General features: G+C 58.8%; 24 protein-coding genes. 13 read left to right on the top strand and 11 right to left on the bottom strand.

Annotated elements, in window-relative coordinates; translation table 11 throughout:
* The first annotated feature begins 2 nt into the window (after positions 1–2).
* The 9 genes from UR289_RS15755 to acpT are packed head-to-tail and all read left to right on the top strand — an operon-like array spanning position 3 to position 8,110.
* Positions 3–425, top strand: coding sequence for an acyl-CoA thioesterase (locus UR289_RS15755; RefSeq protein WP_023309526.1), 423 nt, complete (start codon positions 3–5; stop codon positions 423–425).
* Positions 422–1,027: an outer membrane lipoprotein carrier protein LolA gene (locus UR289_RS15750; protein WP_320710854.1), complete on the top strand. Its 606-nt coding sequence runs from the start codon at positions 422–424 to the stop codon at positions 1,025–1,027. The genes UR289_RS15755 and UR289_RS15750 overlap by 4 nt, the downstream gene beginning before the upstream one ends.
* Complete coding sequence (locus UR289_RS15745; RefSeq protein WP_320710852.1) at positions 996–3,320, top strand: MMPL family transporter; 2,325 nt, start codon at positions 996–998, stop codon at positions 3,318–3,320. Before UR289_RS15750 ends, UR289_RS15745 begins: the two co-directional genes overlap by 32 nt.
* Positions 3,317–3,895, top strand: coding sequence for a DUF3261 domain-containing protein (locus UR289_RS15740; protein WP_182071607.1), 579 nt, complete (start codon positions 3,317–3,319; stop codon positions 3,893–3,895). Before UR289_RS15745 ends, UR289_RS15740 begins: the two co-directional genes overlap by 4 nt.
* Before the next feature lies 1 nt (position 3,896).
* Entirely contained in the window at positions 3,897–5,066 is a 1,170-nt protein-coding gene (locus tag UR289_RS15735) for a beta-ketoacyl-[acyl-carrier-protein] synthase family protein (RefSeq protein ID WP_320710850.1), read from the top strand.
* The gene (locus tag UR289_RS15730) at positions 5,063–5,536 is read left to right on the top strand and encodes a 3-hydroxy-fatty acyl-ACP dehydratase (protein ID WP_047059877.1); all 474 of its coding nucleotides are present in this window, start codon (positions 5,063–5,065) and stop codon (positions 5,534–5,536) included. Before UR289_RS15735 ends, UR289_RS15730 begins: the two co-directional genes overlap by 4 nt.
* Complete coding sequence (locus UR289_RS15725; protein ID WP_032662188.1) at positions 5,533–6,264, top strand: 3-ketoacyl-ACP reductase FabG2; 732 nt, start codon at positions 5,533–5,535, stop codon at positions 6,262–6,264. Before UR289_RS15730 ends, UR289_RS15725 begins: the two co-directional genes overlap by 4 nt.
* Entirely contained in the window at positions 6,261–7,490 is a 1,230-nt protein-coding gene (locus UR289_RS15720; protein WP_058842005.1) for a beta-ketoacyl-ACP synthase, read from the top strand. Before UR289_RS15725 ends, UR289_RS15720 begins: the two co-directional genes overlap by 4 nt.
* A 2-nt stretch (positions 7,491–7,492) precedes the next feature.
* Positions 7,493–8,110 carry a 4'-phosphopantetheinyl transferase AcpT gene (acpT, locus tag UR289_RS15715; protein WP_064673685.1) on the top strand — a complete coding sequence of 206 codons (618 nt, stop codon included), beginning with the start codon at positions 7,493–7,495 and terminating at the stop codon, positions 8,108–8,110.
* On the opposite strand, the gene arnF is transcribed toward acpT, so the two are convergent.
* The 8 genes from arnF to UR289_RS15675 form a co-directional block, all read right to left on the bottom strand.
* Positions 8,058–8,447 carry a 4-amino-4-deoxy-L-arabinose-phosphoundecaprenol flippase subunit ArnF gene (gene arnF / locus UR289_RS15710; protein ID WP_213730056.1) on the bottom strand — a complete coding sequence of 130 codons (390 nt, stop codon included), beginning with the start codon at positions 8,445–8,447 and terminating at the stop codon, positions 8,058–8,060. The two genes, acpT and arnF, sit on opposite strands and share 53 nt — an antisense overlap.
* Complete coding sequence (arnE, locus tag UR289_RS15705) at positions 8,444–8,779, bottom strand: 4-amino-4-deoxy-L-arabinose-phosphoundecaprenol flippase subunit ArnE (protein ID WP_039263049.1); 336 nt, start codon at positions 8,777–8,779, stop codon at positions 8,444–8,446. Before arnE ends, arnF begins: the two co-directional genes overlap by 4 nt.
* Positions 8,779–10,434 (bottom strand): lipid IV(A) 4-amino-4-deoxy-L-arabinosyltransferase, encoded by a 1,656-nt coding sequence (gene arnT, locus UR289_RS15700; RefSeq protein WP_232938848.1) that lies wholly within the window; start codon positions 10,432–10,434, stop codon positions 8,779–8,781. The genes arnE and arnT overlap by 1 nt, the downstream gene beginning before the upstream one ends.
* Positions 10,431–11,333 (bottom strand): 4-deoxy-4-formamido-L-arabinose-phosphoundecaprenol deformylase, encoded by a 903-nt coding sequence (gene arnD / locus UR289_RS15695; RefSeq protein WP_058842007.1) that lies wholly within the window; start codon positions 11,331–11,333, stop codon positions 10,431–10,433. The genes arnT and arnD overlap by 4 nt, the downstream gene beginning before the upstream one ends.
* Positions 11,330–13,312, bottom strand: a complete 1,983-nt coding sequence (gene arnA, locus UR289_RS15690) for a bifunctional UDP-4-amino-4-deoxy-L-arabinose formyltransferase/UDP-glucuronic acid oxidase ArnA (protein WP_320710844.1) — start codon at positions 13,310–13,312, stop codon at positions 11,330–11,332. The genes arnD and arnA overlap by 4 nt, the downstream gene beginning before the upstream one ends.
* The gene (arnC, locus tag UR289_RS15685) at positions 13,309–14,292 is read right to left on the bottom strand and encodes an undecaprenyl-phosphate 4-deoxy-4-formamido-L-arabinose transferase (RefSeq protein ID WP_320710914.1); all 984 of its coding nucleotides are present in this window, start codon (positions 14,290–14,292) and stop codon (positions 13,309–13,311) included. The genes arnA and arnC overlap by 4 nt, the downstream gene beginning before the upstream one ends.
* 1 nt (position 14,293) lies before the next feature.
* Positions 14,294–15,433: a UDP-4-amino-4-deoxy-L-arabinose aminotransferase gene (gene arnB / locus UR289_RS15680; protein ID WP_023309541.1), complete on the bottom strand. Its 1,140-nt coding sequence runs from the start codon at positions 15,431–15,433 to the stop codon at positions 14,294–14,296.
* Between the two features lie 326 nt (positions 15,434–15,759).
* Complete coding sequence (locus UR289_RS15675; protein ID WP_008503103.1) at positions 15,760–16,263, bottom strand: phenolic acid decarboxylase; 504 nt, start codon at positions 16,261–16,263, stop codon at positions 15,760–15,762.
* 99 nt (positions 16,264–16,362) lie between these two features.
* On the opposite strand from UR289_RS15675, the gene UR289_RS15670 reads away from it, so the two are divergent.
* Positions 16,363–17,244 (top strand): LysR family transcriptional regulator, encoded by an 882-nt coding sequence (locus UR289_RS15670; protein WP_033146854.1) that lies wholly within the window; start codon positions 16,363–16,365, stop codon positions 17,242–17,244.
* A 32-nt stretch (positions 17,245–17,276) separates the two neighbouring features.
* A complete protein-coding gene (locus tag UR289_RS15665; RefSeq protein WP_217073236.1) occupies positions 17,277–18,071 on the top strand; it encodes an SDR family NAD(P)-dependent oxidoreductase in 795 nt (264 codons plus the stop codon).
* Positions 18,072–18,076: 5 nt separating this feature from the next.
* Here UR289_RS15665 and UR289_RS15660 read toward each other — a convergent pair whose 3' ends face one another.
* Positions 18,077–18,604, bottom strand: coding sequence for an NlpC/P60 family protein (locus tag UR289_RS15660; RefSeq protein WP_032667969.1), 528 nt, complete (start codon positions 18,602–18,604; stop codon positions 18,077–18,079).
* A 239-nt stretch (positions 18,605–18,843) separates the two neighbouring features.
* Here UR289_RS15660 and UR289_RS15655 point away from each other — a divergent pair, with 239 nt between their 5' ends.
* The gene (locus UR289_RS15655) at positions 18,844–19,506 is read left to right on the top strand and encodes an HAD family hydrolase (protein WP_014885577.1); all 663 of its coding nucleotides are present in this window, start codon (positions 18,844–18,846) and stop codon (positions 19,504–19,506) included.
* A gap of 60 nt (positions 19,507–19,566) precedes the next feature.
* On the opposite strand, the gene UR289_RS15650 is transcribed toward UR289_RS15655, so the two are convergent.
* Complete coding sequence (locus UR289_RS15650; RefSeq protein WP_024908851.1) at positions 19,567–20,592, bottom strand: TerC/Alx family metal homeostasis membrane protein; 1,026 nt, start codon at positions 20,590–20,592, stop codon at positions 19,567–19,569.
* 166 nt (positions 20,593–20,758) lie between these two features.
* Entirely contained in the window at positions 20,759–21,157 is a 399-nt protein-coding gene (locus UR289_RS15645) for a potassium channel family protein (protein ID WP_320710841.1), read from the bottom strand.
* A gap of 317 nt (positions 21,158–21,474) precedes the next feature.
* Here UR289_RS15645 and UR289_RS15640 point away from each other — a divergent pair, with 317 nt between their 5' ends.
* Positions 21,475–22,809: an MFS transporter gene (locus UR289_RS15640; protein WP_320710839.1), complete on the top strand. Its 1,335-nt coding sequence runs from the start codon at positions 21,475–21,477 to the stop codon at positions 22,807–22,809.
* Positions 22,810–22,815 lie beyond the last annotated feature (6 nt).

Here is a 22,815-nt window from a genome sequence, read left to right as displayed (position 1 = left end):
GGGTGCTGACCGATCCCCGCTTTACGACTGAAGTTGAGATCACCGTTCCGTTCCACGACGTCGATATGATGGGCGTGGTCTGGCACGGTAATTATTTCCGCTACTTTGAGATCGCCCGCGAGGCGCTGCTCAATCAGTTTGACTATGGCTATCGCCAGATGAAGGCCTCCGGCTACGTCTGGCCCGTCGTCGATACCCGGGTGAAATACCGCGATGCGGTGACCTTTGAGCAACGTATTCGCGTCCGCGCGCACGTTGAAGAGTATGAAAACCGCCTGCGCATTGCCTATCAAATTTTCGATGCGCAGACCGGCAAACGCACCACCACCGGTTACACCATCCAGGTGGCGGTGGAAGAAGCCACCCGCGAAATGTGCTTTGTGAGCCCGGCAATACTGTTTGAACGAATGGGAGTGACGCCATGAAATGGTGGCCTTTGCTGGCGCTGATCGTCAGCCCGCTGGTCAGCGCCGTGACGCTGGATGAACTGCAGCAGCGCTTCACCGGGCAGCCTGTCGTGCGCGCGCACTTCGAGCAGGTTCGCACCATAAAAGATATGCCGCAGCCGCTGCGCTCGCAGGGCGAGATGCTGATCGCCCGCGACAGCGGCCTGCTGTGGGACCAAAAAGCGCCGTTTCCGATGATGCTCCTGCTCGATGACAAGCGGATGGTTCAGGCCATTAACGGCCAGCCGCCGCAGACCGTCACCGCCGACAATAATCCGCAGATGTTCCAGTTCAACCATCTTCTGCGGGCCCTGTTCCAGGCCGACCGCAGGGTGCTTGAAGAGAACTTCCTCATCGATTTTAAAGACCTGGGTGCCGGCCGCTGGTCGCTGGTGCTTACGCCCAAAACGACGCCGCTGGACAAGATTTTCGCCACCCTCGATCTGGGCGGCGCGACCTATCTGGAGACGATTCGCCTCAACGATAAACAGGGCGACCGTACCGATATCGCCCTTTCACGCCACCAACTGACGCCCGCCAGCCTGACCGATGACGAACGCCAACGCTTTGCCGCACCGTAAATCCCTGCGCCCGGCGCTGCTGTGGGCCACGCTATGCCTGATTCTGCTGGGCGTGCTGTTGTCGCTGCTGCCCGGCGCGCGTCTGAACAGCAGCGTGCTGGCCATGCTGCCGAAGCAGACGCTGGGGGCGATCCCGCCGGCGCTCAACGACGGGTTTATGCAGCGTCTCGACCGCCAGCTGGTCTGGCTGGTCAGCCCCGGCAAAGAGCCCGATCCGCGCGTGGCGCAGCAGTGGCTGGCGCTGCTGCAAAGCAGCGATTCGCTCAGCGAGGTCAAAGGCCCGATGGACGCCGCCGGGCAAAAGGCCTGGGGAGAGTTCTTCTGGCAGCACCGAAATGGCCTGATCGATCCCGCCACCCGCACCCGCCTGCAAAACGGCGGAGAAGCGCAGGCGCAGTGGATTTTATCTCAGCTCTATTCGGCCTTTTCCGGCGTCAGCGGCAAAGAGCTGCAAAACGATCCCCTGATGCTGATGCGCGGCTCGCAGCTCGCTCTGGCGCAAAACGGCCAGAAGCTGCGGCTGATGGACGGCTGGCTGGTCACACAGGATGAGGCGGGAAACTACTGGTATCTGCTGCACGGCGAGCTGGCGGGCTCGTCATTTGATATGCAGCAGACCCACCGGCTGGTGACGACGCTTAGCGCGCTGCAGGAGAGGCTAAAAGCGCGTTACCCCCAGGCGCAGCTGCTTTCGCGCGGGACCGTGTTCTACAGCGATTACGCCAGCCAGCAGGCCAAACGCGACGTCTCGACGCTGGGCATCGCCACCCTGCTTGGCGTGTTCCTGCTCATCGTCGCGGTGTTCCGCTCTCTGCGCCCGCTGCTGCTGAGCGTGCTCTCGATTGCCATCGGCGCGCTGGCGGGTACGGTGGTGACGCTGCTGCTCTTTGGCGAACTGCACCTGATGACGCTGGTGATGAGCATGAGCATCATCGGTATTTCAGCCGACTACACGCTCTACTACCTGACCGAACGGATGGTGCACGGCGCGGAATATTCACCCTGGCAAAGCCTGGCCAAAGTACGCAATGCGCTGCTGCTGGCGCTGCTGACGACCGTCGCCGCCTACCTGATTATGATGCTGGCCCCCTTCCCCGGGATCCGCCAGATGGCGGTGTTCGCCGCCGTGGGGCTGAGCGCCTCCTGCCTGACGGTGATGTTCTGGCATCCGTGGCTGTGCCGGGGTTTACCGGTGCGCCCGGTTCCGCTGATGGTTATCATGCTGCGCTGGCTGGCCGCGTGGCGACGCAATAAAAAATTGTCCGTGGGTTTGCCCGTCGCGCTGGCGCTGCTCTCCGCCGTGGGGATGAGCACCCTGAGGGTGGACGACGACATCGCCCAGCTGCAGGCCCTGCCGAAAGATATTCTGGCGCAGGAGAAGGCCATTACCGCCCTGACCGGACAGAGCGTCGATCAGAAATGGTTTGTGGTTCATGGCGCCTCGCCTCAGCAAACGCTGGAGCGGCTGGAAGCCTTTACCCCGGCGCTGGCACAGGCGCAAAAAGCCGGAGAGATCGCCCGCTGGCGTACGCTGCCGCTGAACTCGCTGGCGCGCCAGAAAAGCGATCTGAAGCTGCTGCGCGAGGCTGCCCCTGCGGTAACTAACGTGCTGAAAAGCGCCGGGCTCAGCGCCGTATCCCCGAATCTCGACGCCATGCCGGTCAGCGTGGACGCGTGGCTTGAAAGCCCGGCCAGCGAAGGCTGGCGTCTGCTCTGGCTGACCCTGCCCAACGGGGAAAGCGGCGTGCTGGTGCCGGTGGACGGCGCGAAAAACAGCGCTTACCTCGGTGAACTGGCCGCGCGCCATGACGGCGTCGTCTGGGTCGATCGCAAAGCCAGCTTTGACAGCCTGTTTACCCTCTACCGCACGCTGCTGACGGGGCTACTGTTTGCCGCGCTGGCGGTGATTGCCTGCGGGGCGATGCTGCGCCTCGGCTGGCGTAAAGGGCTGATAAGCCTGGTGCCGTCCGTGCTGTCGCTGAGCTGCGGCCTGGCGGTGCTGGCCGCAACGGGCCACCCGGTGAATCTGTTCTCACTGCTGGCGCTGGTACTGGTGCTCGGCATTGGCATTAACTACACGCTGTTTTTCAGCAACCCGCGCGGTACGCCACTGACCTCGATGCTGGCGATTACGCTGGCCATGATGACCACGCTGCTGACGCTGGGCATGCTCGTCTTCAGCGCCACCCAGGCCATCAGCAGCTTTGGCATCGTGCTGGTGAGCGGTATTTTTACCGCCTTCCTGCTGGCTCCGCTGGCGATGCCGGATAAGAAAGAGAGAAAACGTAAATGAACGCTTTTTATCGCACCGTCGCGCTGGCCGCGGCGCTGCTGCTGGCGGGCTGCAGCCATTCGACCGATACCAAAGAGACGCGGCCTCAGGCCTGGCTCCAGCCGGGCACCAGAGTGACGCTGCCGCCGCCCGGCATCAGCCCGGCTGTGAGCTCCCAGCAGCTGCTGACCGGCAGCTTTAACGGACAGACGCAGTCCCTGCTGGTGATGCTCAACGCGGATGCGCATAAGGTCACGCTGGCCGGGCTCTCTTCCGTGGGCATTCGCCTGTTCCTGGCAACGTACGATGAGACCGGTATTCATACCGAGCAGTCGATCGTCGTGCCGCAGCTGCCGCCCGCCAGCCAGGTGCTGGCCGACGTGATGCTCAGCCACTGGCCGATTAGCGCCTGGCAGCCGCAGTTGCCGAAGGGCTGGACGTTAACGGACAATGGCGATCGGCGCGAGCTGCGTAACGCCAGCGGCAAGCTGGTGACGGAGATTGTCTACCTGCAGCGCAAAGGCAAGCGCGAGCCGATCAGCATCGAGCAACACGTCTTTAAATACCACATCACCATTCAATATCTGGGTGACTGAGATGATTTATATATCCGCTGTTGGCATGGTCAACGCGCTGGGCAACTCGCCTGACGAGATTGCCGCGAACCTGACGGCAGGCGTGGCGCCGGGGATGCACGCCCGGACCGGCTGGTTGCAGGGTTTACCCGAAGCCGTACTGGGCGGCGTGGAAGGCGAGCTTCCACCCATCCCGGACGCTTTCGCCGCACACCGCACCCGCAATAACCAGCTGCTGCTGGCCGCGCTGGCGCAGATTCAGCCCGCCGTTGACGAGGCCATCGCCCGCGTCGGTCGCGACCGCGTGGCCGTGGTGCTGGGGACCAGCACCTCCGGGCTGGACGAAGGCGATGAGCACGTGCGCCACATGGCCCATGGCGAAGCGAGCACGCGCTGGCAGTATCCGCAGCAGGAGCTTGGCGATCCGTCCCGCTTCCTCGCCAGCTGGCTTCAGCTCGAAGGCCCGGCCTATACGATCTCCACGGCCTGCTCTTCCAGCGCGCGGGCGATGATCGGCGGTAAACGTCTGATTGAAGCCGGGCTAGTGGACATCGCCATTGTCGGCGGGGCCGATACCCTGAGCCGGATGCCCGTCAACGGCTTTAACAGCCTTGAATCCTTCTCCCCTACGCTCTGCGAGCCGTTTGGTCGCGACCGCCGGGGGATCACCATTGGTGAAGCCGCCGCGCTGATGGTATTGAGCCGGGAGCCCGCCGACGTGGCGCTGCTCGGAACGGGCGAATCCAGCGATGCGTACCATATTTCCGCCCCGCATCCGCAGGGTGAAGGGGCGATAAGGGCTATCGCGCAGGCGCTTAACGAAGCGGGTATGCAGCCGCAGGATATCGGCTACATCAACCTGCACGGCACGGCCACGCCGCTCAACGATCAGATTGAATCGCAGGTGATTCACGATCTCTTCGGGGAAAGCGTGCCGTGCAGCTCAACCAAACACCTTACCGGCCATACGCTGGGCGCCGCCGGTATTACCGAAGCGGCCCTGAGCTGGCTGATTCTGATGCGCGACCTGCCGTTGCCGCCGCAGGACTTCGCCCGCTACGCGCCGGACGACACGCTGGCGCCGTGCGGCCTTCTGCACCAGCGCGCCGCCCTGAAAAAGCCGGTCATTTTGTCTAACTCGTTCGCGTTTGGCGGCAATAATGCCAGCATCCTGCTGGGGAGAGCCTCATGAGCTACTTATCACCCGAAGCCTATCTGCCGCACGAGGCGCCGATGATGCTGCTGGGGTCCGTTGAGAACGTTACGGACGACACGGCGGTCTGCCGCGTGGCGGTCAACGGGCAAAGCGTGCTGGCGCCGTTTCTCAACGCCGATGGCGACCTGCCGGGCTGGTACGCGCTCGAGCTGATGGCGCAGACCGTCGGCGTCTGGTCAGGCTGGCATCGCCAGCAGCAGGGGCAGGATCATATCGCGCTGGGCATGGTGCTCGGCGCGCGCGAGCTGGTCTGCGCCAGCGGGCGTTTCGCCGCAGGCCTGACGCTGGACATCACCGTTAAGCTGCTGATGCAGGACGAACGCTTCGGCAGCTTTGAATGCGCGATTTCCGCTAATGAAGAGACGCTGGCCACGGGCCGGGTCAACACCTTCCAGCCGAGCGCAGAAGAATTAACATCGCTTTTTAATCAGGGATCTAACGCATGAGTCGTTCCGTACTGGTCACCGGGGCCAGCAAAGGCATAGGGCGCGCCATCGCTCGTCAGCTTGCCGCCGACGGGTTTACCGTAGGCGTGCATTACCATCGTGATGCCGCAGGCGCGCAGGAGACGCTGGACGCCATCACGCAGGCGGGTGGCAACGGTCGTTTACTCGCCTTTGATGTGGGCAACCGCGAACAGTGCCGCGAGGTGCTGGAGCAGGAGATTGAAGCCCATGGCGCATGGTATGGCGTGGTCAGCAACGCCGGAATTACCCGTGACGGCGCCTTTCCGGCGCTGAGCGAAGACGACTGGGACAGCGTGATCCACACCAATCTCGACAGTTTTTATAACGTCATTCACCCCTGCATTATGCCGATGATTGGCACCCGTAAAGGCGGGCGCATTATCACCTTATCGTCCGTGTCCGGCGTGATGGGCAACCGCGGACAGGTGAACTACAGCGCGGCCAAAGCGGGCATTATCGGCGCCACCAAAGCGCTGGCGATTGAGCTGGCAAAACGCAAAATCACCGTCAACTGCATTGCCCCGGGGCTGATTGATACCGGCATGATTGAGATGGAAGAGGCCGCGCTGAAGGAAGCCATGTCCATCATCCCAATGAAACGGATGGGCCAGGCTGAAGAGGTCGCCGGGCTGGCAAGCTATCTGATGTCAGATATTGCGGGCTACGTTACCCGCCAGGTCATTTCCATTAACGGAGGCATGCTATGACGCGTCGCGTGGTGATTACGGGCATGGGCGGCGTGACCGCCTTTGGCGAAAGCTGGCAATCCGTTTCCAGCAGGCTGCTGGCGTATGAAAACGCGGTGCGTAAAATGCCGGAATGGCAGGTGTACGATGGCCTGCATACCCTGCTGGGCGCGCCGATCGACGATTTCACGCTGCCGGAACACTATACCCGCAAGCGTATTCGCGCCATGGGCCGCGTGTCGCTGATGTCGACCCGCGCCACCGAGCTGGCGCTGGAGCAGGCGGGGCTGATTGGCGAAGCGGTGCTCACCAACGGCCAAACCGGTATCGCCTACGGTTCTTCGACAGGCAGCACCGGTCCGGTCAGCGAATTCGCGACCATGCTCACCGAAAAGCACACCAATAACATCACCGGGACAACCTACGTCCAGATGATGCCGCACACCACGGCGGTGAATACCGGGCTGTTCTTTGGGTTGCGCGGCCGTGTGATCCCGACGTCGAGCGCCTGTACCTCCGGCAGCCAGGCGATTGGCTACGCCTGGGAGGCGATTCGCCACGGGTATCAGACCGTGATGGTCGCGGGGGGCGCGGAAGAATTGTGTCCGTCTGAAGCGGCGGTGTTTGACACGCTGTTTGCCACCAGTCAGCGTAACGACGAACCCAAAACCACCCCTTCACCGTTCGATACGCAGCGCGATGGTCTGGTCATTGGGGAAGGCGCAGGCACCCTGATTCTGGAAGAGCTGGAGCACGCCAGAGCGCGCGGGGCGACAATCTACGGTGAGATCGTGGGCTTTGCCACCAACTGTGACGCGGCCCATATCACCCAGCCTCAGCGTGACACCATGCAGATTTGCATGGAGCAGTCGCTGGCCATGGCGGGATTAAGCGCCCGGGATATGGGGTATATCTCCGCGCACGGTACCGCCACCGATCGCGGCGATATCGCCGAAAGTCAGGCCACTGCCGCCATCTACGGTGACAGCGTGCCGGTTTCCTCGCTGAAGAGCTATTTTGGCCACACGCTGGGTGCCTGCGGCGCGCTGGAAGCGTGGATGAGCCTGCAGATGATGCGTGAAGGCTGGTTTGCCCCGACGCTCAATTTAACGCAGCCGGATGAGCAATGCGGTGCTTTAGATTATATTATGGGGGAAGCCCGTCAGATTGACTGCGAGTATCTGCAGAGCAATAACTTCGCGTTTGGCGGCATCAACACCTCGATTATCATTAAACGCTGGGCGTAACTATGTACCAGTTTGTACTGGGAAAAATCTCCACCCTTTGCGCGGACCCGCTGGCGTCAGCGCTCGCAGACAGGGCGCCTCAGGGTGCCCGACAGGCCTCCTGGCTGGCCGGGAGGACGCTGCTCGCCAGAGCGTTATCCCCTCACCCGCTCCCCGACATCATTTACGGCGAGCAGGGCAAACCGGCCTTTGCGAAGGGAAATCCGCTGTGGTTCAACCTGAGCCATAGCGGTGACGATATCGCCCTGCTGATGAGCGATGAAGGCGAGGTTGGCTGCGATATCGAAGTGATTCGCCCGAGGAAGAACTGGCAGGCGCTGGCTAATGCGGTATTCAGCATGACCGAGCATGACGAGCTGGAGCGTGAAGCGCCCGAGGAACGGCTTTCCGCCTTCTGGCGTATCTGGACGCGGAAAGAAGCGATTGTGAAACAGCGTGGCGGCAGCGCCTGGCAGATTGTCAGCATCGACAGCACGGCGCAGATGCACGCGGTCAGCCAGCTACAGGTCGGCTCGCTGAGCCTTGCCGTCTGCACATCGACCCCTTATACCCTGACCCACGAGTCGATTATTCACCTCGGGACGTTCGGGGCAGAAAAATCACTAACACACCCAGAATAATAAACCCGACGCCCACCAGCCCGTGCCAGGAGAAGCGTTCTCCCCAGCCGGGCAGCAGGATCGCGGCGGCCCACACCAGAATATAGCTGAGGCTCAGCAGGGCATACGCTTTGCTGAGCGCCATGCGATGCAGCGCCAGATACCAGCAGCCCATCGAGGCCACGTACCCCGTCAACCCCAGCAGCAGCGCGCCCGTGCCGGACGAGAAGTGCCACAGCGCGGAAACAAACGCCAGGATCTCACTGACCGGTGGCAATGCCTGCATGGCATTGCGCAGCAACAGCTGCGCCGCGCTGACTAACAGCACGCTGCATAAGGCCCAGAACGCTCCTTTCACAGGCTCCCTCCCAGGATAACAATCCCAATGATGATGAACCCTACTCCCAGCCAGTGATGCGCAGCAACGTGCTCACGCCAGAACGCCTTCGCCGCCAGCGTCACCCAGACAAAATTGAGGCTCAGCATAGGATACGCGATGCCGACAGGCAGGCGTTGCAGCACCACCAGCCAGACCAGCATCCCGCTGCCCAGCGCCAGCAGTGCCAGGCCAAGCCACAGCGCGATATGCGCCCCGCGCCGCCCGGCTTTCGCCGGACGGGTGGCCTGTTTCTGGCACAGCTGCCCCGCGCAGCTGAGCAGGCTTGCCAGTATCAGCCAGATCCAGGTCATCACTTCGGCAGGTACTCCAGCAAGGCCAGACGCCCCTGAATATAGAGATTGTCCGGCTGCGGTAAATTCGCCCGTGAAATATCGTCGTGTTTTGACAGCAGCATCACCAGCGATACGCGCCCCTGCTGACGGTGCGCTGCCAGCCACTGCGCGAAGTCGTCCTCACTGACAAAACGATCTTTCACATCGGGATAATCCAGCCCGTAGCGCAGTTCGCCGCTCTGACCAAACAGCGTGAAGTCATTGCGCTTCAGCTCCCACGCCAGGCCCGCGGCCACGCCAACGTTATTGGCCAGCACGAATCGGCTTTCCTGAAGCGGCTCGCGCACGGTATCGACCAGCGACTGCGGCTGTTTGGAATCCACCACCAGGTTAGGAATGGCAAAACCAATCAGCAGCGCCAGCCCTGCGGGGCACAGTGCCGCCAGCCACCAGCGCTGCTGGCTCTGTCTGAAGGTAAACCAGCCTACCGCGGCCCAGATGAGGAACGCCACCACCGCACAGAAGACTTTGTACAGTTCGACCGACGTCCAGACCGGATGCTTAGACAGTCCCCACGGCGAGACCACCAGCGCCGCCACCACGCCGATAACGCCAAACGCCAGGTTAATCCCGCCGTTAATGCGTAACGCTCTGGCACCTTTTTCCGCCGCGAGGCAGGCATAGCGCGCCATCAGGATAGCCAGCGGGGCAAAGCACGGCAGGATATAGGTCGGCAGCTTGCCTTTGGCGATGCTGAAGAACAGCAGCGGCATCACCACCCAACCCAGCAGATAGAACCCGCCACCCGCGTTTTGTCGGTCATTCCAGCCGAGACGAATCGCACCGGGCAAAAGCGCAAGCCACGGCAGGCTGCCCGCGATCAGGAACGGCACGTAGTACCAGAACGGGGCTTTGTGCTGCGCGTCGCTCTGGGCAAAACGCTGAATATGCTCAACCCAGAAGAAGTAACGCCAGAAGTCAGGCTCACGCTGCGCAATAGCCAGCCCCCACGGCAGAACAATCAGCACACAGCTCAGGATCGCGAGCCAGCCAAAAATCAGCACCTCTTTCCAGCGCTTATGGGCGATTACCCACGGCAGCACGCCAATCACCGGTACCGCCAGCGCCAGGAAGCCTTTGGTCATCACCCCCATCCCGCAGGCCAGCCCAAGCAGCACATAGCCGCCCGCTTTTCCGGCAACGGTTTGGGCCTGTGAGGCCAGCCAGAAGCTGCACATCGCCGCCACCAGCCACAGGGTGATGATAGGATCCAGCACCGCATACGTGCCGATGCCATACACCAGGAACAGGGTCAGGAAGATAAGACCGGAGAAAATGGCGGTCCGCTTATCTCGCCAGAGACGCCATGCCATCCAGATGACCAGCAGCGCCGCTAACCCGGTGGAGAATATAGAACCGGCGCGCACGGCGAGGTTGGTGTGCCCGAACAGCAACTGCCCGATGCTGTTGATCCAGTAGCCAGCAATCGGTTTTTCAAAGTAACGCAGCCCCAGAAAATGCGGGACAACCCAGTCTCCGGATGCCAGCATTTCGCGGCTGATTTCCGCATAGCGCGTTTCATCAGGCTGCCAGAGCAGACGAATATCGACCGGAATGAGGTAGTAAACGATAAACAGTGCGAGAAGCGCTAAGCCATAACGGGCTGTTTTCATGGGACCGGACTCACGGTTTGTTGATAGCCAAGCCAGCCTTCCCGGCCAGCCATTTCATTACGGACGACTTTGCCCACGGGCAGGGTGCTGAGATCGTCCGGCAGCAGCTCGCTCAACGGACAAAATTCAATGCCCTCCTGAGCGGCCATCGTCAGCAGTTCGTCGAAATCATGCTGATACGCAATCCCTTCCACTTCGGCATGGATGGTATACACCGGCGTGCCGGCGTCACGATGGATGCGGTCCAGAATGTAGCGATTGAACTCATCCGCCTTCACCTCGCGCCCGACCACTTCATCCCAGGTGGGAAGCGTAACCGGAATTTGCACCGTTCCGTAGCGATTTTCGCCTAACAGCGGCAAAAAGGGCCCGGTTCCGCGACAGTCGCTGTTGTAGCGAAACGCAAAGGCTTCTTTGGCCTTCACGACGCGCTGATCCGCACGCCATCCCGCCACGGCGGAGCAACGCACGGGCTGACCGGTAATGGCCTCCAGCTCCAGCATCCCACGCTCGACCTCACGGGACAGGCGCGGGATATCCCAGACGCCCGCCCAGGCTTGCCAGGCATGGTGGTCCCAGGCGTGCAGACCCACCTCATGATGCTGCGCCGCCTCACGGATAACGGCTTCATTACCCGCGCCGATACGTCTGCCGGGCCAGGCGGTGCCAGCCAGCAAAATATCCCAGCCGTAGAGGGATGCTGCGCGCGAGCGCAGCATTTTGAACAGAAATGCCGGTTTAATCAGACGCCATAAATGGCGTCCCATGTTGTCAGGCCCCACGCTGAAGAAAATGCTGGAACGCACACCGTGCTTGCTCAGCAGTTCCAGCAGTTTGGGTACGCCGTCACGCGTTCCCCTGAAGGTGTCGACATCAATGCGTAAACCGACTTTTTTCATGAGGCCTGTTCCGACAGCTCCACGGTGCGCAGGAAGAAATCGAGCGTTTCGTCAATGGTCTGCTCCATTTTCACCGTCGGCGTCCAGTTCAGGCAGCGCTTCGCGTTGCGAATGCTTGGCTTACGGTGCTCAACGTCCTGATACCCTTTGCCGTAGTAGCTGCTGCTTTCCACTTCGCGGAAGCCGGCAAACGGCGGGAACTTGTCGCGCAGCGGATGGCGCTCAAAGCTGGCCAGCAGCATCTCTGCCAGCTCGCGAATGCTCGCTTCGTTGTCCGGGTTACCGATGTTGATGATTTCACCGTTGCAGCGGTTATCTTTGTTTTCGATGATGCGGAACAGCGCTTCGATACCGTCGCTGATATCCGTAAAGCAGCGTTTCTGTTTCCCGCCTTCGATAAGCTTAATTGGCGAGCCTTCTACCAGGTTCAGGATCAGCTGGGTGATCGCACGGGAGCTACCAATACGCGCCGCGTTGAGGTTATCCAGACGCGGGCCCATCCAGTTAAACGGACGGAACAGGGTAAAGCGCAGGCCTTCTTTCTCACCGTAGGCCCAAATCACGCGGTCCAGCAGCTGTTTGGAGACGGAGTAAATCCAGCGCTGTTTGTTGATCGGCCCGACCACCAGGTTGGAGGTGTCTTCATCGAAGTTCTTATCGGTACACATGCCGTACACTTCAGACGTGGACGGGAAGATGATGCGCTTATCGTATTTCACGCAGTCGCGGATGATCTTCAGGTTCTCTTCAAAGTCCAGCTCGAACACGCGAAGCGGGTTACGGGTGTACTCGATTGGCGTGGCAATGGCGACCAGCGGCAGCACCACGTCGCATTTTTTAATGTGGTATTCAATCCATTCGGAATGGATGCTGATATCCCCTTCCACGAAGTGGAAACGCGGGTTATCGAGGAAACGGCTGATGGCGTCAGAGCCGATATCCAGACCGTAAATCTCGTAGTTATCGTCCTTGAGCAGACGTTCCGTCAGGTGGTTACCGATAAAGCCGTTCACGCCGAGGATCAGCACGCGGGTACGGCGCTTGATGGCAACCACCGGCGCGCTGGTGATCAGCGCCCCGGCCACCAGACCCAGAGACTGCGCCAGCTGCGTGCCCTGCACGTACAGGCCGTTGTCGGTTTGTCCGGTGACGATCTCCAGCGCCTGCTCGCCGCAGCTTACAATCAGCGGGGAGACGGAGACGACGGTGCCCGGTTTGGCAGCCGGTATATCGTCACGCACGCGGGATTTCCAGACGATAAATTTGCTTACGCCCGCAAAGCTGTACGCGCCCGGCCACGGGTCGGTCACGGCGCGCACCAGGTTGTGCAGCTGGCGGGCAGGCTTGTTCCAGTCCAGACGACCATCTTCCGGCGCGCGGCGGCCAAAGATGCTTGCCTTGCTCTCATCCTGCGCGGTCTCGCTGAAGGTGCCATTGAGGATGCCTGGAAGTGCATCACGCAGCAGCGTCTGTGCCGTTGCATTCAGCTTTTGATGCAGCTGCAGCGCAGTTTCGTCCGCATCAATAGCGACCTTCTGCTGTGCCACGATAGCGCCCGCATCAGCACGGCGCACCATGCGGTGCAGCGTCACGCCCGTTTCCGTTTCACCGTTCACCAGCACCCAGTTCAGCGGCGCGCGGCCGCGGTAGGCGGGCAGCAGAGAACCATGAAGATTAAAGGCGCCTTTTGCGGCCAGACCTAAGATTTCGTCGGAAAGCAGGTTGCGATAGTAGAACGAGAAGATCGCGTCAGGCGCGAGCGCGCGGATGCGATCCACCCACAGCGGATGGTTTACATCGTCCGGTGCATAAACCGGGATCCCGCGCTCGGCGGCGATACGCGCCACGGAGCCAAAAAAGTTATTCTCTCCGGCCGTGTCCGGATGGGTAAAGATTGCCGCAATGTCATAGCCCGCTTCCAGCAGGGCCAGCGTGCCCGTGCACCCCATATCGTGATAGGCAAATACAACAGCTTTCATGGGTGAATTTCCTCTTGAGATGCTTTGTGTTCCTGACGGACAACACGTTGAATAAAGTAGCGCGGACGCGCGCGAACATCGTTATAGATACGGCCAATGTATTCACCGAGAAGGCCCATCCCGACAAACTGGGCGCCAATGAACATAAACAGCACGGCAAAGAGCATGAAGACCCCTTCCGCCGCCCACTGCGGGCCAAAGACCAGGCGCAGCACCACCAGCAGAACGGACAGCGCAAAACCGGCCACGGCGATGATGCTGCCGAACACGCTCAGCAGACGCAGCGGCGTGGTGGTCAGGCAGGTGATGAGGTCATACATCAGGTTGATGAGACGCATAAAGCTGTACTTCGATTCCCCGTGCTCGCGCTCGGCGTGCAGAACCGGAATTTCCGTTGCCTTGCGGGCAAAGGTGTTGGCGAGGATCGGAATAAAGGTGCTGCGCTCATGGCAGTGCAGCATCGCGTCGACAATATGGCGGCGGTAGGCGCGCAGCATGCAGCCGTAATCGCCCATCGCTTTACCGGTCGTGCGCTGGATAAGACGGTTGATGGTGCGTGAGGCCAGCTTGCGGAACAGACTGTCCTGACGGTTCTGACGTACCGTGCCGACCACGTCATAGCCTTCATCGGCTTTGGCGACCAGGCGCGGGATCTCTTCCGGCGGGTTTTGCAGGTCAGCGTCCAGGGTGATGATCAGATCGCCCGTGACGTGGCTAAACCCCGCCATAATCGCCGAGTGCTGGCCGTAGTTGCGGTTGAGCAGCACGGCAACAATATGGCTGCCTTCGGCCTGCGCGGCCTCTGTCAGCATCAGCGCGGAATTATCGCTACTGCCATCATCCACCAGCAGAATTTCATAAGCCTTGCCCATCGTGTCGCAGGCGGCGGTTGTACGACGGATCAGTTCGGGCAGGCTCTCCTGCTCGTTATAAACCGGGATTACCACGGAAACTTTTTGTACAGTCGGTGCACTGAACATATCAATGTCCTGCAAGCTGATGGAGTGCGGTAATGACGCGGGTTGTGTCGTCATGAGTCATGTCCGGGAAAAGAGGGAGAGAACAAATACGCGCGCTATTCCATTCAGAATTCGGGAGCGATACATCAGGAAAACGCTCGCGGTAGTATTTTTGGGTGTGCGCCGCGCGGAAGTGGAGGCCGGTACCGATGCCTTTCTCTTTCAGCGCCGCCATCAGGTTGTCGCGGGAAATTCCGCAGCGCGCTTCGTCAACGCGAATAATAAACAGGTGCCAGGCGTGCACGTGCGGCCATGACGGAATGGTGAGCGGCTGGAACGGCGTATCGGCAAGCTCACGCAGGTAGCGTTCAGCAATTTCCTGGCGGCGTCTGTTGGCCTCTTTCAGCTTGCCTAACTGCACCAGCGCCAGCGCGGCGTTGATATCCGCCAGGTTGTATTTATAGCCCGGCGCGATCACTTCCGCCTGCGGCGCGCGGCCGTGCGTCTGGCGGTCATAGGCATCTACGCCCAGGCCATGGAATTTCAGGCTGCGGATCCGCTGCGCCAGCTGGGCATTATCCGTGACGACTAAGCCGCCTTCCGCGCAGGTCATATTTTTAATGGCGTGGAAGGAAAAAATCGCCGTTCCTTTCCAGCCCACATGACGGTTCTTGTAATACGTTCCGGCGGCATGGGCCGCATCTTCAATAACCGGAATACCGTGACGTTCACCGATGGCATGAATGGCGTCGATTTCACACGGCGCGCCGGCATAATGAACGGGAATAATGGCTTTGGTACGCGGGGTAATGGCGGCTTCAACGGCTTCTGGCGTCACCATTAATGTATCTTTGTCCACATCAATCATGACCGGTGTGGCACCCAGCAACACGATCATATTCAGCGTGGAGACCCAGGTCTGGGAAGGGGTAATGACTTCATCGCCCGGGCCAATATCCAGCGCCATCAGCGTGACGTGCATACCCGCGGTGGCTGAACAGACGGCAATCGCATGCTGATTCCCGGTAAGCTGACAGAATGCCTCTTCAAGTTCCTGATTCTTTGGCCCAGTGGTGATCCAGCCCGACATCAAAACGTCCTGAAGCGCCGCAATTTCCTCAGCGCCCATCGACGGCCGCGAAAAAGGCAGAAAATCACTCATTATTAATTTCCTTGCAATAAAAATGGCATGTTTTTGATATTAACCAAATGCCAGCCCGTTTATTTCAACGAACCATAAACTTATATCAAAGTAGCTCTCTTTCCTTAGGGAAAAATTAAGACAACGTTTGCAACGTTATAAGACAACTAGCAGCCAGTTGAAAAACAACAAGTTAAATTAATATTAAATATTTTTAATGTGATCTTTCGCAACATTTTGAAATGGATTCATTTAAACCAATCATCAACAAACAAAAAAAATCCCGGCCATTTCAAAATAATATGAAATAGCCGGGAACTTTTCTTTTTAGTTAATTGTCGCGCTTATTAGAGATTATCTGGAAAGTTTTTCGGTAATTCACTGGCCGCACAGGCAATAACGCTTTCATTATTGGCACCGCAATCGCGCACAAAGGTGATCGTAGCAAATTCATCAATCACTTCCGTTGGATACGCCGGACCCGCATCGCGATAGCTGTTCATCAGCGGAATATGGTCGTTCTGGAAGCAGACGGTTTTTTCCGGATTGTTCATGACCCAGCGTGGGAAGAAGATGGTGCCGTGGAACAGCTTGTCGCCCAGGTTCACGATCAGGCTGACGTCGGTACCGGTTGGTTCGGTCCAGGAAATTTTATAGATGCTCTCGCCTACCCGCACGATATAAGCCTGCTGATCTTTCACCCAACGGTTGGCCACAAGACCGCTGTGAATACGGTAATCAAGCGTGGTCTCATTTTTTACGTAAATCTCGTAGTTCCAGCCGTTATCGTAGGTATATACAAGATGTTTACCAACAAAGCCGCTTAAGTCGTGTTTGTCGAAGGTGTTCATAAGATGTCTCCTTTGTTTTGATGAGACGATCGTACCCCTTCAAAAAATGAATGAATAACGCTATGTTTTAATCAAATTCATCCAAATTTTAGATAAATCATGCATAAGACGACGCTGGAACAATGGGCTTTACTGGAAAGAGTGGTGGAAGCGGGCAGCTTTGCCAAAGCTGCGGAAGAAACCCACCGCAGCCAGTCCTCGGTGAGCTATAACCTGTCGCTGCTGCAGGAGCGGCTCGGCGTGGCGCTGCTGGTCCCGGAGGGGCGACGGGCGGTGTTAACTCCGGCCGGAGAACTTCTTCTCAACCAGGTTAAACCGCTGCTGAAAGCGTTTTCGTACGTTGAGACGCGCGCAGCGACCCTTCGCAACGGGATGCGAACGCGGTTAGATCTGGTGGTGGACTCCATTTTCCCGCGCCGCCGCCTGTTCGCTATTCTTCGTCAGTTCCAGCAGCAGTATCCGCAGACTCAGGTACGTCTGACCGAGGTGCTGGAAAATACCCGCGCCGATGCCATTAACGACGAAGCCGATGTGATGGTCTTAACCCGCCGCCAGGACATTACCGGGCTCGGAGAATGGCTGATGAATATCGACTTTGTTGCCGTGGCCCATTCCCGGCACCCCTTGTTTCTCCTCGACGCGCCGCTAAATGATGAGATGCTGCGCCCGTGGCCGCTCATCCAGATTGCGGACAGCCAGCCCGCCGCGCGTGCTGCCGGCGAGTCGTGGACCTTCTCCACCATCGATGCCGCGATTGAAGCCGTCGTCTCTCAGGTCGGCTACGGCTGGCTGCCAGAGGAACGCATCCAGACCCAGCTGGATCAGGGCGTACTCAAACGCCTGCCGCTGAGCCACGGCGCGCGCAGGGCAACTCCGCTTCACCTGATTGTTAAACGTTCCCTCGCCCCGCTTGATGAACAGGTTGAGACGCTATTGCGCCTGTTTAGCCAGGAGCCGTCATCCTCACCTGCTACGCTTTAAGGTCCGAACGTTAAAACGAGAAGGAGCAGATGATGAAAATCGACTTTGCGGGGAAAGTGGCGCTGGTGACCGCCTCAACCGGCGGGATCGGGTTCGCCATTGCCAGAGGTCTGGCAGAAAGCGGTGCGGAAGTGATCGTCAATGGCCGCAGCACGGAATCGGTGAATAAAGGCATTCAGCAGCTCCAGCAGGTGGTGCCGGGCGTACAGGTCCGTGCCGCGATTGCCGATCTCAGCACGGCGGAAGGGGTCGAGTCGCTTCTGAAGGTGGCGAATAACGTCGATATTCTGGTCAACAACGCCGGGATTTACGGCCCGCAGGATTTCTATGCCACCGACGATGAAACCTGGGAGCGTTACTGGCAGACCAACGTGATGTCCGGCGTGCGTCTGTCCCGCGCCCTGCTGCCGGGCATGGTGCAGAAAGGCTGGGGACGCGTGGTGTTTATCTCCTCCGAGTCAGCCTGCAATATTCCGGCGGATATGATCCACTACGGCGTGACCAAAACGGCGCAGCTCTCGCTGGCGCGCGGACTGGCGAAGTTTGTGGCGGGGAGCGGCGTGACGGTCAACAGCGTCCTGCCGGGCCCGACGATGTCTGACGGTTTCGCAGAGATGATGAAAGATGAAATCGAAAAAACCGGCAAATCGCTGGAGCAGCTGGCGAAAGAGTTTGTGATGGCCCACCGCCCCAGCTCGGTTATCCAGCGCGCGGCCACGGTTGAAGAGGTGGCCAATATGGTGATTTATGTCTGTTCGACCCAGGCCTCCGCCACCTCGGGCGCGGCGCTGCGCGTCGACGGTGGCGTCGTGGATGACATCATCTGACGCTGTCAGGCCGCGCTGCCTGCGATGCGACGGGCGGTAATGTAGTGTGCCTGCCAGTAATCATCCGTCAGGGTTGAAACCGTTACGCCCTGACTGGTTGAGGCATGAATAAACTGGTTTTCGCCAATATAAACGCCAACGTGCTTGCGGTTCGGGCCCGTCTGGAAGAAGACCAGATCGCCGGCTCTCAGGCGGTATTGCGCCACCTGCACGCCGCGATGGATCTGTTCACTCGTCGTGCGCGGCAAATTAAGATGCGCCGCATCGGTGAACAGGTGCTGCATCAGTGCGGAGCAATCCACCCCGCGATGCGTGGTTCCGCCCCACCGGTACTGGGTGCCTTTCCATTTCTGGTATTGATCGAGAATACGCGAGCGCAGCGGACCTGTTTCCTGATGCACCAGCGCAGATTTCGCCGGTGATGCCGCCAGCTCGCTGTTCATCGATAACATCGACGCTGGAAGTTGAAAGCTGAACGCAGAAAACGAAGCAAAACTTAACGTGAGGATTGAAATAAGCGATCTAAGAGTCATATCAAGAAAGAAGTAGTGAGTGAGTTTTTCCTTACCTGTGGGGGCCAATGGTTCCCCTAAATATCTTGCGATGTGGCGATAATATAGACAGCTCGTTTTTTCACCAATTGTTATCGAGGCCAAAAATGGACTCACTTTGAGATCGCAAGATCGAGAAAAAAAGAGTGGTGATATAAGGACTGTCCAGCTAAAGCAGGTAAACTGATCCGCAGAATGTGTATTTCAGCTAAGACGTATTTATGACCAATATGATTGCCGACGAGACGGTGGCTAAATCCAGCGTGCTCTCTGTCTTTGACTTTGACGGGACATTAACGCACCACGACAGCTTTATCCCTTTCCTGCGTTTTGCCTTCGGCAAACGTTACTTCGCGGGCCGTCTGGTGCGCATGGCGCTGCCCACGCTCCACTGCGTGCGTCGCAAGCTGACGCGCGATGAGCTCAAGGAAGTGCTGATTAAAACGTTCCTGACGGGCGTGGATGAACACTGGCTGCGCCAGCAGGCGGAAGCCTTTTGTGAAAAATACTGGAACAAGCTGATGCGACCCGAAGGGGTTCTGGCGGTGGCGGCTGAGGTGAATTCCGGTGCGGAAGTGACCATCTGTTCCGCGTCCCCGGCGCTGGTGCTCCAGCCGTGGGCTGACAAACTGGGCATTAAGCTGATTGGCACGCAGCTGGAAGTGAAAGACGGCAAGCTGACGGGGCGCATCACGGGCAATAACTGCCGCTGCGCCCAGAAGGTGGCAAGGCTGGAAAAAGTGTATGGCGATCTGAACGCCTATCACCTGCGCGCCTGGGGGGACACCCGCGGCGACCACGAGCTGCTGGCGGCGGCGCAGGATCCGCACTGGCGGCACTTCCATCACCCGCGCAAGCGTCGGAATTCACCGATTAAGGGTTAGGTGCGGTCTGGTGCCCTCACCCCGGCCCTCTCCCACAGGGAGAGGGAGAAAAACGATGCATCAGGCCTCACGTTTCCCCGGGAACATCACGCTCGCAATAATCCCCAGCGCCAGCACGCCTAATACCACAAACAGACTGGCCGTGGCGCCAATGCTGTAACCGTGATGCCAGAAGTGGTCGGTGGCATTTAACCCCAGCTTGAACGCCACGAAGAACAGCAGCAGAACCACGGCTTTCTCGAGGTGCACCAGATACTGCTTCAGCGCTTCCAGCACGAAGTAAAGCGTACGCAGGCCGAGAATGGCGAACATCATGGCGCTGTAGATAATCAGCGGCTCGCGGCTCACGGCAATAATGGCCGGCACGGAGTCAAACGCGAACATGACGTCAGAGAGTTCGACGACGGCTACGCAAAGCAGCAGCGGCGTCGCATAGCGCTTCGCCTTCTTCACGCGTCCGACCATCACGTCCTGGTTTTCCGGCTTTTCAAGCTCCGCATCCACCTCTTTCTGGGTCAGAATAAAGGCGTTGCTGCTGATTTTCGGCCAGACCGGATAGAAGCGCTTCACCAGGCGATAGGCGAGATGACCCGAGTAATCTTCCACTTCGTCGCTCTCTTCATTGCGCCTGAGCATCATCACCGCCGTCCAGCCGACGACCAGCGCGAAGATCACCTCAACGTACGGCCCCAGGCTTAACAGGCTGGTGCCGATAGCCACAAAGATGCCGCGGAAGACTATCGCCCCCAGCACGCCCCAGTAGAGCACGCGGTGACGGTACTTATCCGGCACGCCGAACCAGGCGAAGATTGCCATCATCACAAACAGGTTATCGACGGAGAGCACCTCTTCCAGCGCATAGCCGGTGAGGAACAGGCTCGCCATCTCGGCGCCGTGGTGAACATACAGGAATCCGGCGAAGGCCATCGCCATCATGACCCAGAAAATGGACCACATCGCCGCGCTTTTCAGCGAGACGGGTTTATCGTGACGGTGCATAAAGAGGTCGATAAACATCGCCCCTACGGCCATCACCACAAAGACAACAACGGTTTCCGTCGGGAAACCGAGATGAGCAGCAGACATACAAAACCCTTTTGGCAGACAAAACACAACACCATGCAAACTGGCGTAAACCAGGAACAGAAAAGGGCGGGCCGTTAATCAGCCTCTTCGCCCTCAAAGTCGCGGCCTTCCGGCCACGCAAGGAGGAGTACTTTACCTTACCAGGCGGGGATCGTGCATCTGCCGTTTAGGCGCTCATGCCGCGCAAACGCTGCAGCACCGCCACCAGAACCGCGACAGACCAGCCCACCATCAACGCGCCCACCAGCCCTTCCACCCCGCCGATGAGCCGCCAGTGCTGGGGTAACGTGACGTCGCCGTATCCCACGGTAGCGTAGCTGACCAGTGAAAAATAGAAGCTGGTGTTCCAGTCATTAAACGCGTCGATGACAAAATAAAACGCAGCAAACAGTCCGGCCTCAAGGAGGTGGGCGAAGATCATGGAGGTCACGATACCGACATTGCGTAAAACGATGCGTACCGCCGAATCGACTTCTAATTTGATGAACTTTAAAACGCCAAACATCCACAGCGAATGGATCACCACGGTAAGGGTAAGCAAAATAATAATACTGAGTAGCTGCATGATGCGTGCTCGACCAAAAGGAATCTGGCCCCGCGAACGAGGCGGGGCACCTGGTCGAAGCTTAGTTGAATGACGAGGAAAAGTTGGTGCAATAATTGCGTTGCGTGATTATCTCCCCTGCAGCGTGCCCTCTTTGCGGCTGGTTCGACTGCTGTGAGCGATATATCTGCAGCGCACTATCTGTGAGTCACCTCTTATTTACATCATTTAAACCTTCCATTAACTGGATAAAAATAACGCGCCGTCGCTATAGTGGTTTTGTTTAATAAAACTGAGTTGTACCTAATAAAACAAAGAACAAACCCTGCGAGGACACAATGACAGAACATTTACGTAACGGCGCTACCGCCACCGAGGACATAGAAAGAGAGACGATGCGGAAAGTGATCTGGCGTATTCTCCCGTTTCTGATTGTCAGTTACCTGGTCTCCATTATCGATCGCGGGAATATCGGCATGGCTTCGCTGCAGATGAATGAGGACCTTGGCCTCAGCAAAGCGGCCTTTGGCTTCGCCAGCAGCCTTTACTTCGTGGCCTATTTTTTGTTTGAGGTACCCAGCAACCTGGCCATGCAGAAAGTCGGCGCCCGGCTGTGGATCCCGCGCATTATGATCAGCTGGGGCATCGTCTCCATGTGTATGGCCCTGGTGCAGAACACCACGTCGCTCTATATCGTCCGTTTTCTTCTCGGTGCTGCAGAGGCGGGCTTCTTCCCGGGCGTCGTGCTGTATCTGACCTGGTGGATCCCGTCCCGCTACCGCGCACGCATTATTGCGTCCTTTATGGTCGCCATCCCGCTCGCTAACTTCATCGGCTCCCCGCTTTCCGGGTTGATACTGTCACTGGATGGCTGGCTGGGTCTTCGCGGCTGGCATCTGCTGTTCATTATTGAAGGCTTGCCGGCGGTACTGCTGGGTATTGCAGCCTGGTTTATTCTCCGGGATCGCCCTCATCAGGCGAGCTGGCTCAGTGATGAACAGAAACAGTGGCTGGAAACCACGCTGGAAACCGAGCGCAATCAGCAAAAGAGTATCGGACACCAGACGACGTGGCAGTTGCTGAAGCATCGCCAAATCTGGTTGATGGCGCTGATTTACGCGGGGGCATCTTCCGCGGGCACCACCATCAGCGTCTGGTCTCCTCAACTGCTGAAATCCTTCCATCTCGATAACCTTGAGACAGGTCTGCTTAACGCTATTCCTTACGGTCTGGCATCTGTTCTGATGATTGTATGGGGACGGAATTCCGATCGTACCAACGAACGACGCTGGCATACCGCACTCACGCTGTTCATGATTGCCGCCGGTGTGTTCGCCGCCTTTGTAAGCGTCTCGCTGTCTGCCACGATCGTTATCCTGAGCATTATGCTGATAGGCGCTTATTCAATGAAAGGGCCTTTCTGGGCGCTGGCGTCCGGTTGGATGAGCAGTACCTCAGCGGCGGCGGGACTGGCCGCGATTGGCGCCATCGCAAACCTGATAGGCGGGGCGGTGATGGTAAACGCGTACGGCATTATCAATGAGCGGACGGGCAGCTACACGCTGGCAATGCTTCCGCTGGCCGCGCTGTGCGTGGCCGGGGGTATCGCGGTGCTCATTATGGGGCGGCAGGCCCGCCGCGCTCAGCTACACGAAAAACAGGTCACGCATTAACGATGA

Origin of the sequence: Enterobacter sp. 302C9 (assembly GCF_034106085.1) — a bacterium.
Lineage (GTDB): Bacteria > Pseudomonadota > Gammaproteobacteria > Enterobacterales > Enterobacteriaceae > Enterobacter > Enterobacter asburiae_B.
This window is presented reverse-complemented; position numbering and strand designations above follow the sequence as displayed.

Coding starts and splice junctions, on each gene's coding strand:
- UR289_RS15670 (WP_033146854.1), top strand. CDS start 16,363: ATGCATAAGACGACGCTGGAACAATGGGCTTTACTGGAAAGAGTGGTG.
- arnD (WP_058842007.1), bottom strand. CDS start 11,333: ATGAAAAAAGTCGGTTTACGCATTGATGTCGACACCTTCAGGGGAACG.
- UR289_RS15745 (WP_320710852.1), top strand. CDS start 996: ATGACGAACGCCAACGCTTTGCCGCACCGTAAATCCCTGCGCCCGGCG.
- UR289_RS15650 (WP_024908851.1), bottom strand. CDS start 20,592: ATGTCTGCTGCTCATCTCGGTTTCCCGACGGAAACCGTTGTTGTCTTT.
- UR289_RS15730 (WP_047059877.1), top strand. CDS start 5,063: ATGAGCTACTTATCACCCGAAGCCTATCTGCCGCACGAGGCGCCGATG.
- UR289_RS15645 (WP_320710841.1), bottom strand. CDS start 21,157: ATGCAGCTACTCAGTATTATTATTTTGCTTACCCTTACCGTGGTGATC.
- UR289_RS15735 (WP_320710850.1), top strand. CDS start 3,897: ATGATTTATATATCCGCTGTTGGCATGGTCAACGCGCTGGGCAACTCG.
- arnB (WP_023309541.1), bottom strand. CDS start 15,433: ATGAGTGATTTTCTGCCTTTTTCGCGGCCGTCGATGGGCGCTGAGGAA.
- arnE (WP_039263049.1), bottom strand. CDS start 8,779: ATGACCTGGATCTGGCTGATACTGGCAAGCCTGCTCAGCTGCGCGGGG.
- UR289_RS15665 (WP_217073236.1), top strand. CDS start 17,277: ATGAAAATCGACTTTGCGGGGAAAGTGGCGCTGGTGACCGCCTCAACC.
- UR289_RS15750 (WP_320710854.1), top strand. CDS start 422: ATGAAATGGTGGCCTTTGCTGGCGCTGATCGTCAGCCCGCTGGTCAGC.
- acpT (WP_064673685.1), top strand. CDS start 7,493: ATGTACCAGTTTGTACTGGGAAAAATCTCCACCCTTTGCGCGGACCCG.
- UR289_RS15660 (WP_032667969.1), bottom strand. CDS start 18,604: ATGACTCTTAGATCGCTTATTTCAATCCTCACGTTAAGTTTTGCTTCG.
- arnC (WP_320710914.1), bottom strand. CDS start 14,292: ATGTTCAGTGCACCGACTGTACAAAAAGTTTCCGTGGTAATCCCGGTT.
- UR289_RS15740 (WP_182071607.1), top strand. CDS start 3,317: ATGAACGCTTTTTATCGCACCGTCGCGCTGGCCGCGGCGCTGCTGCTG.
- UR289_RS15720 (WP_058842005.1), top strand. CDS start 6,261: ATGACGCGTCGCGTGGTGATTACGGGCATGGGCGGCGTGACCGCCTTT.
- UR289_RS15675 (WP_008503103.1), bottom strand. CDS start 16,263: ATGAACACCTTCGACAAACACGACTTAAGCGGCTTTGTTGGTAAACAT.
- arnT (WP_232938848.1), bottom strand. CDS start 10,434: ATGAAAACAGCCCGTTATGGCTTAGCGCTTCTCGCACTGTTTATCGTT.
- UR289_RS15725 (WP_032662188.1), top strand. CDS start 5,533: ATGAGTCGTTCCGTACTGGTCACCGGGGCCAGCAAAGGCATAGGGCGC.
- arnA (WP_320710844.1), bottom strand. CDS start 13,312: ATGAAAGCTGTTGTATTTGCCTATCACGATATGGGGTGCACGGGCACG.
- UR289_RS15655 (WP_014885577.1), top strand. CDS start 18,844: ATGACCAATATGATTGCCGACGAGACGGTGGCTAAATCCAGCGTGCTC.
- UR289_RS15640 (WP_320710839.1), top strand. CDS start 21,475: ATGACAGAACATTTACGTAACGGCGCTACCGCCACCGAGGACATAGAA.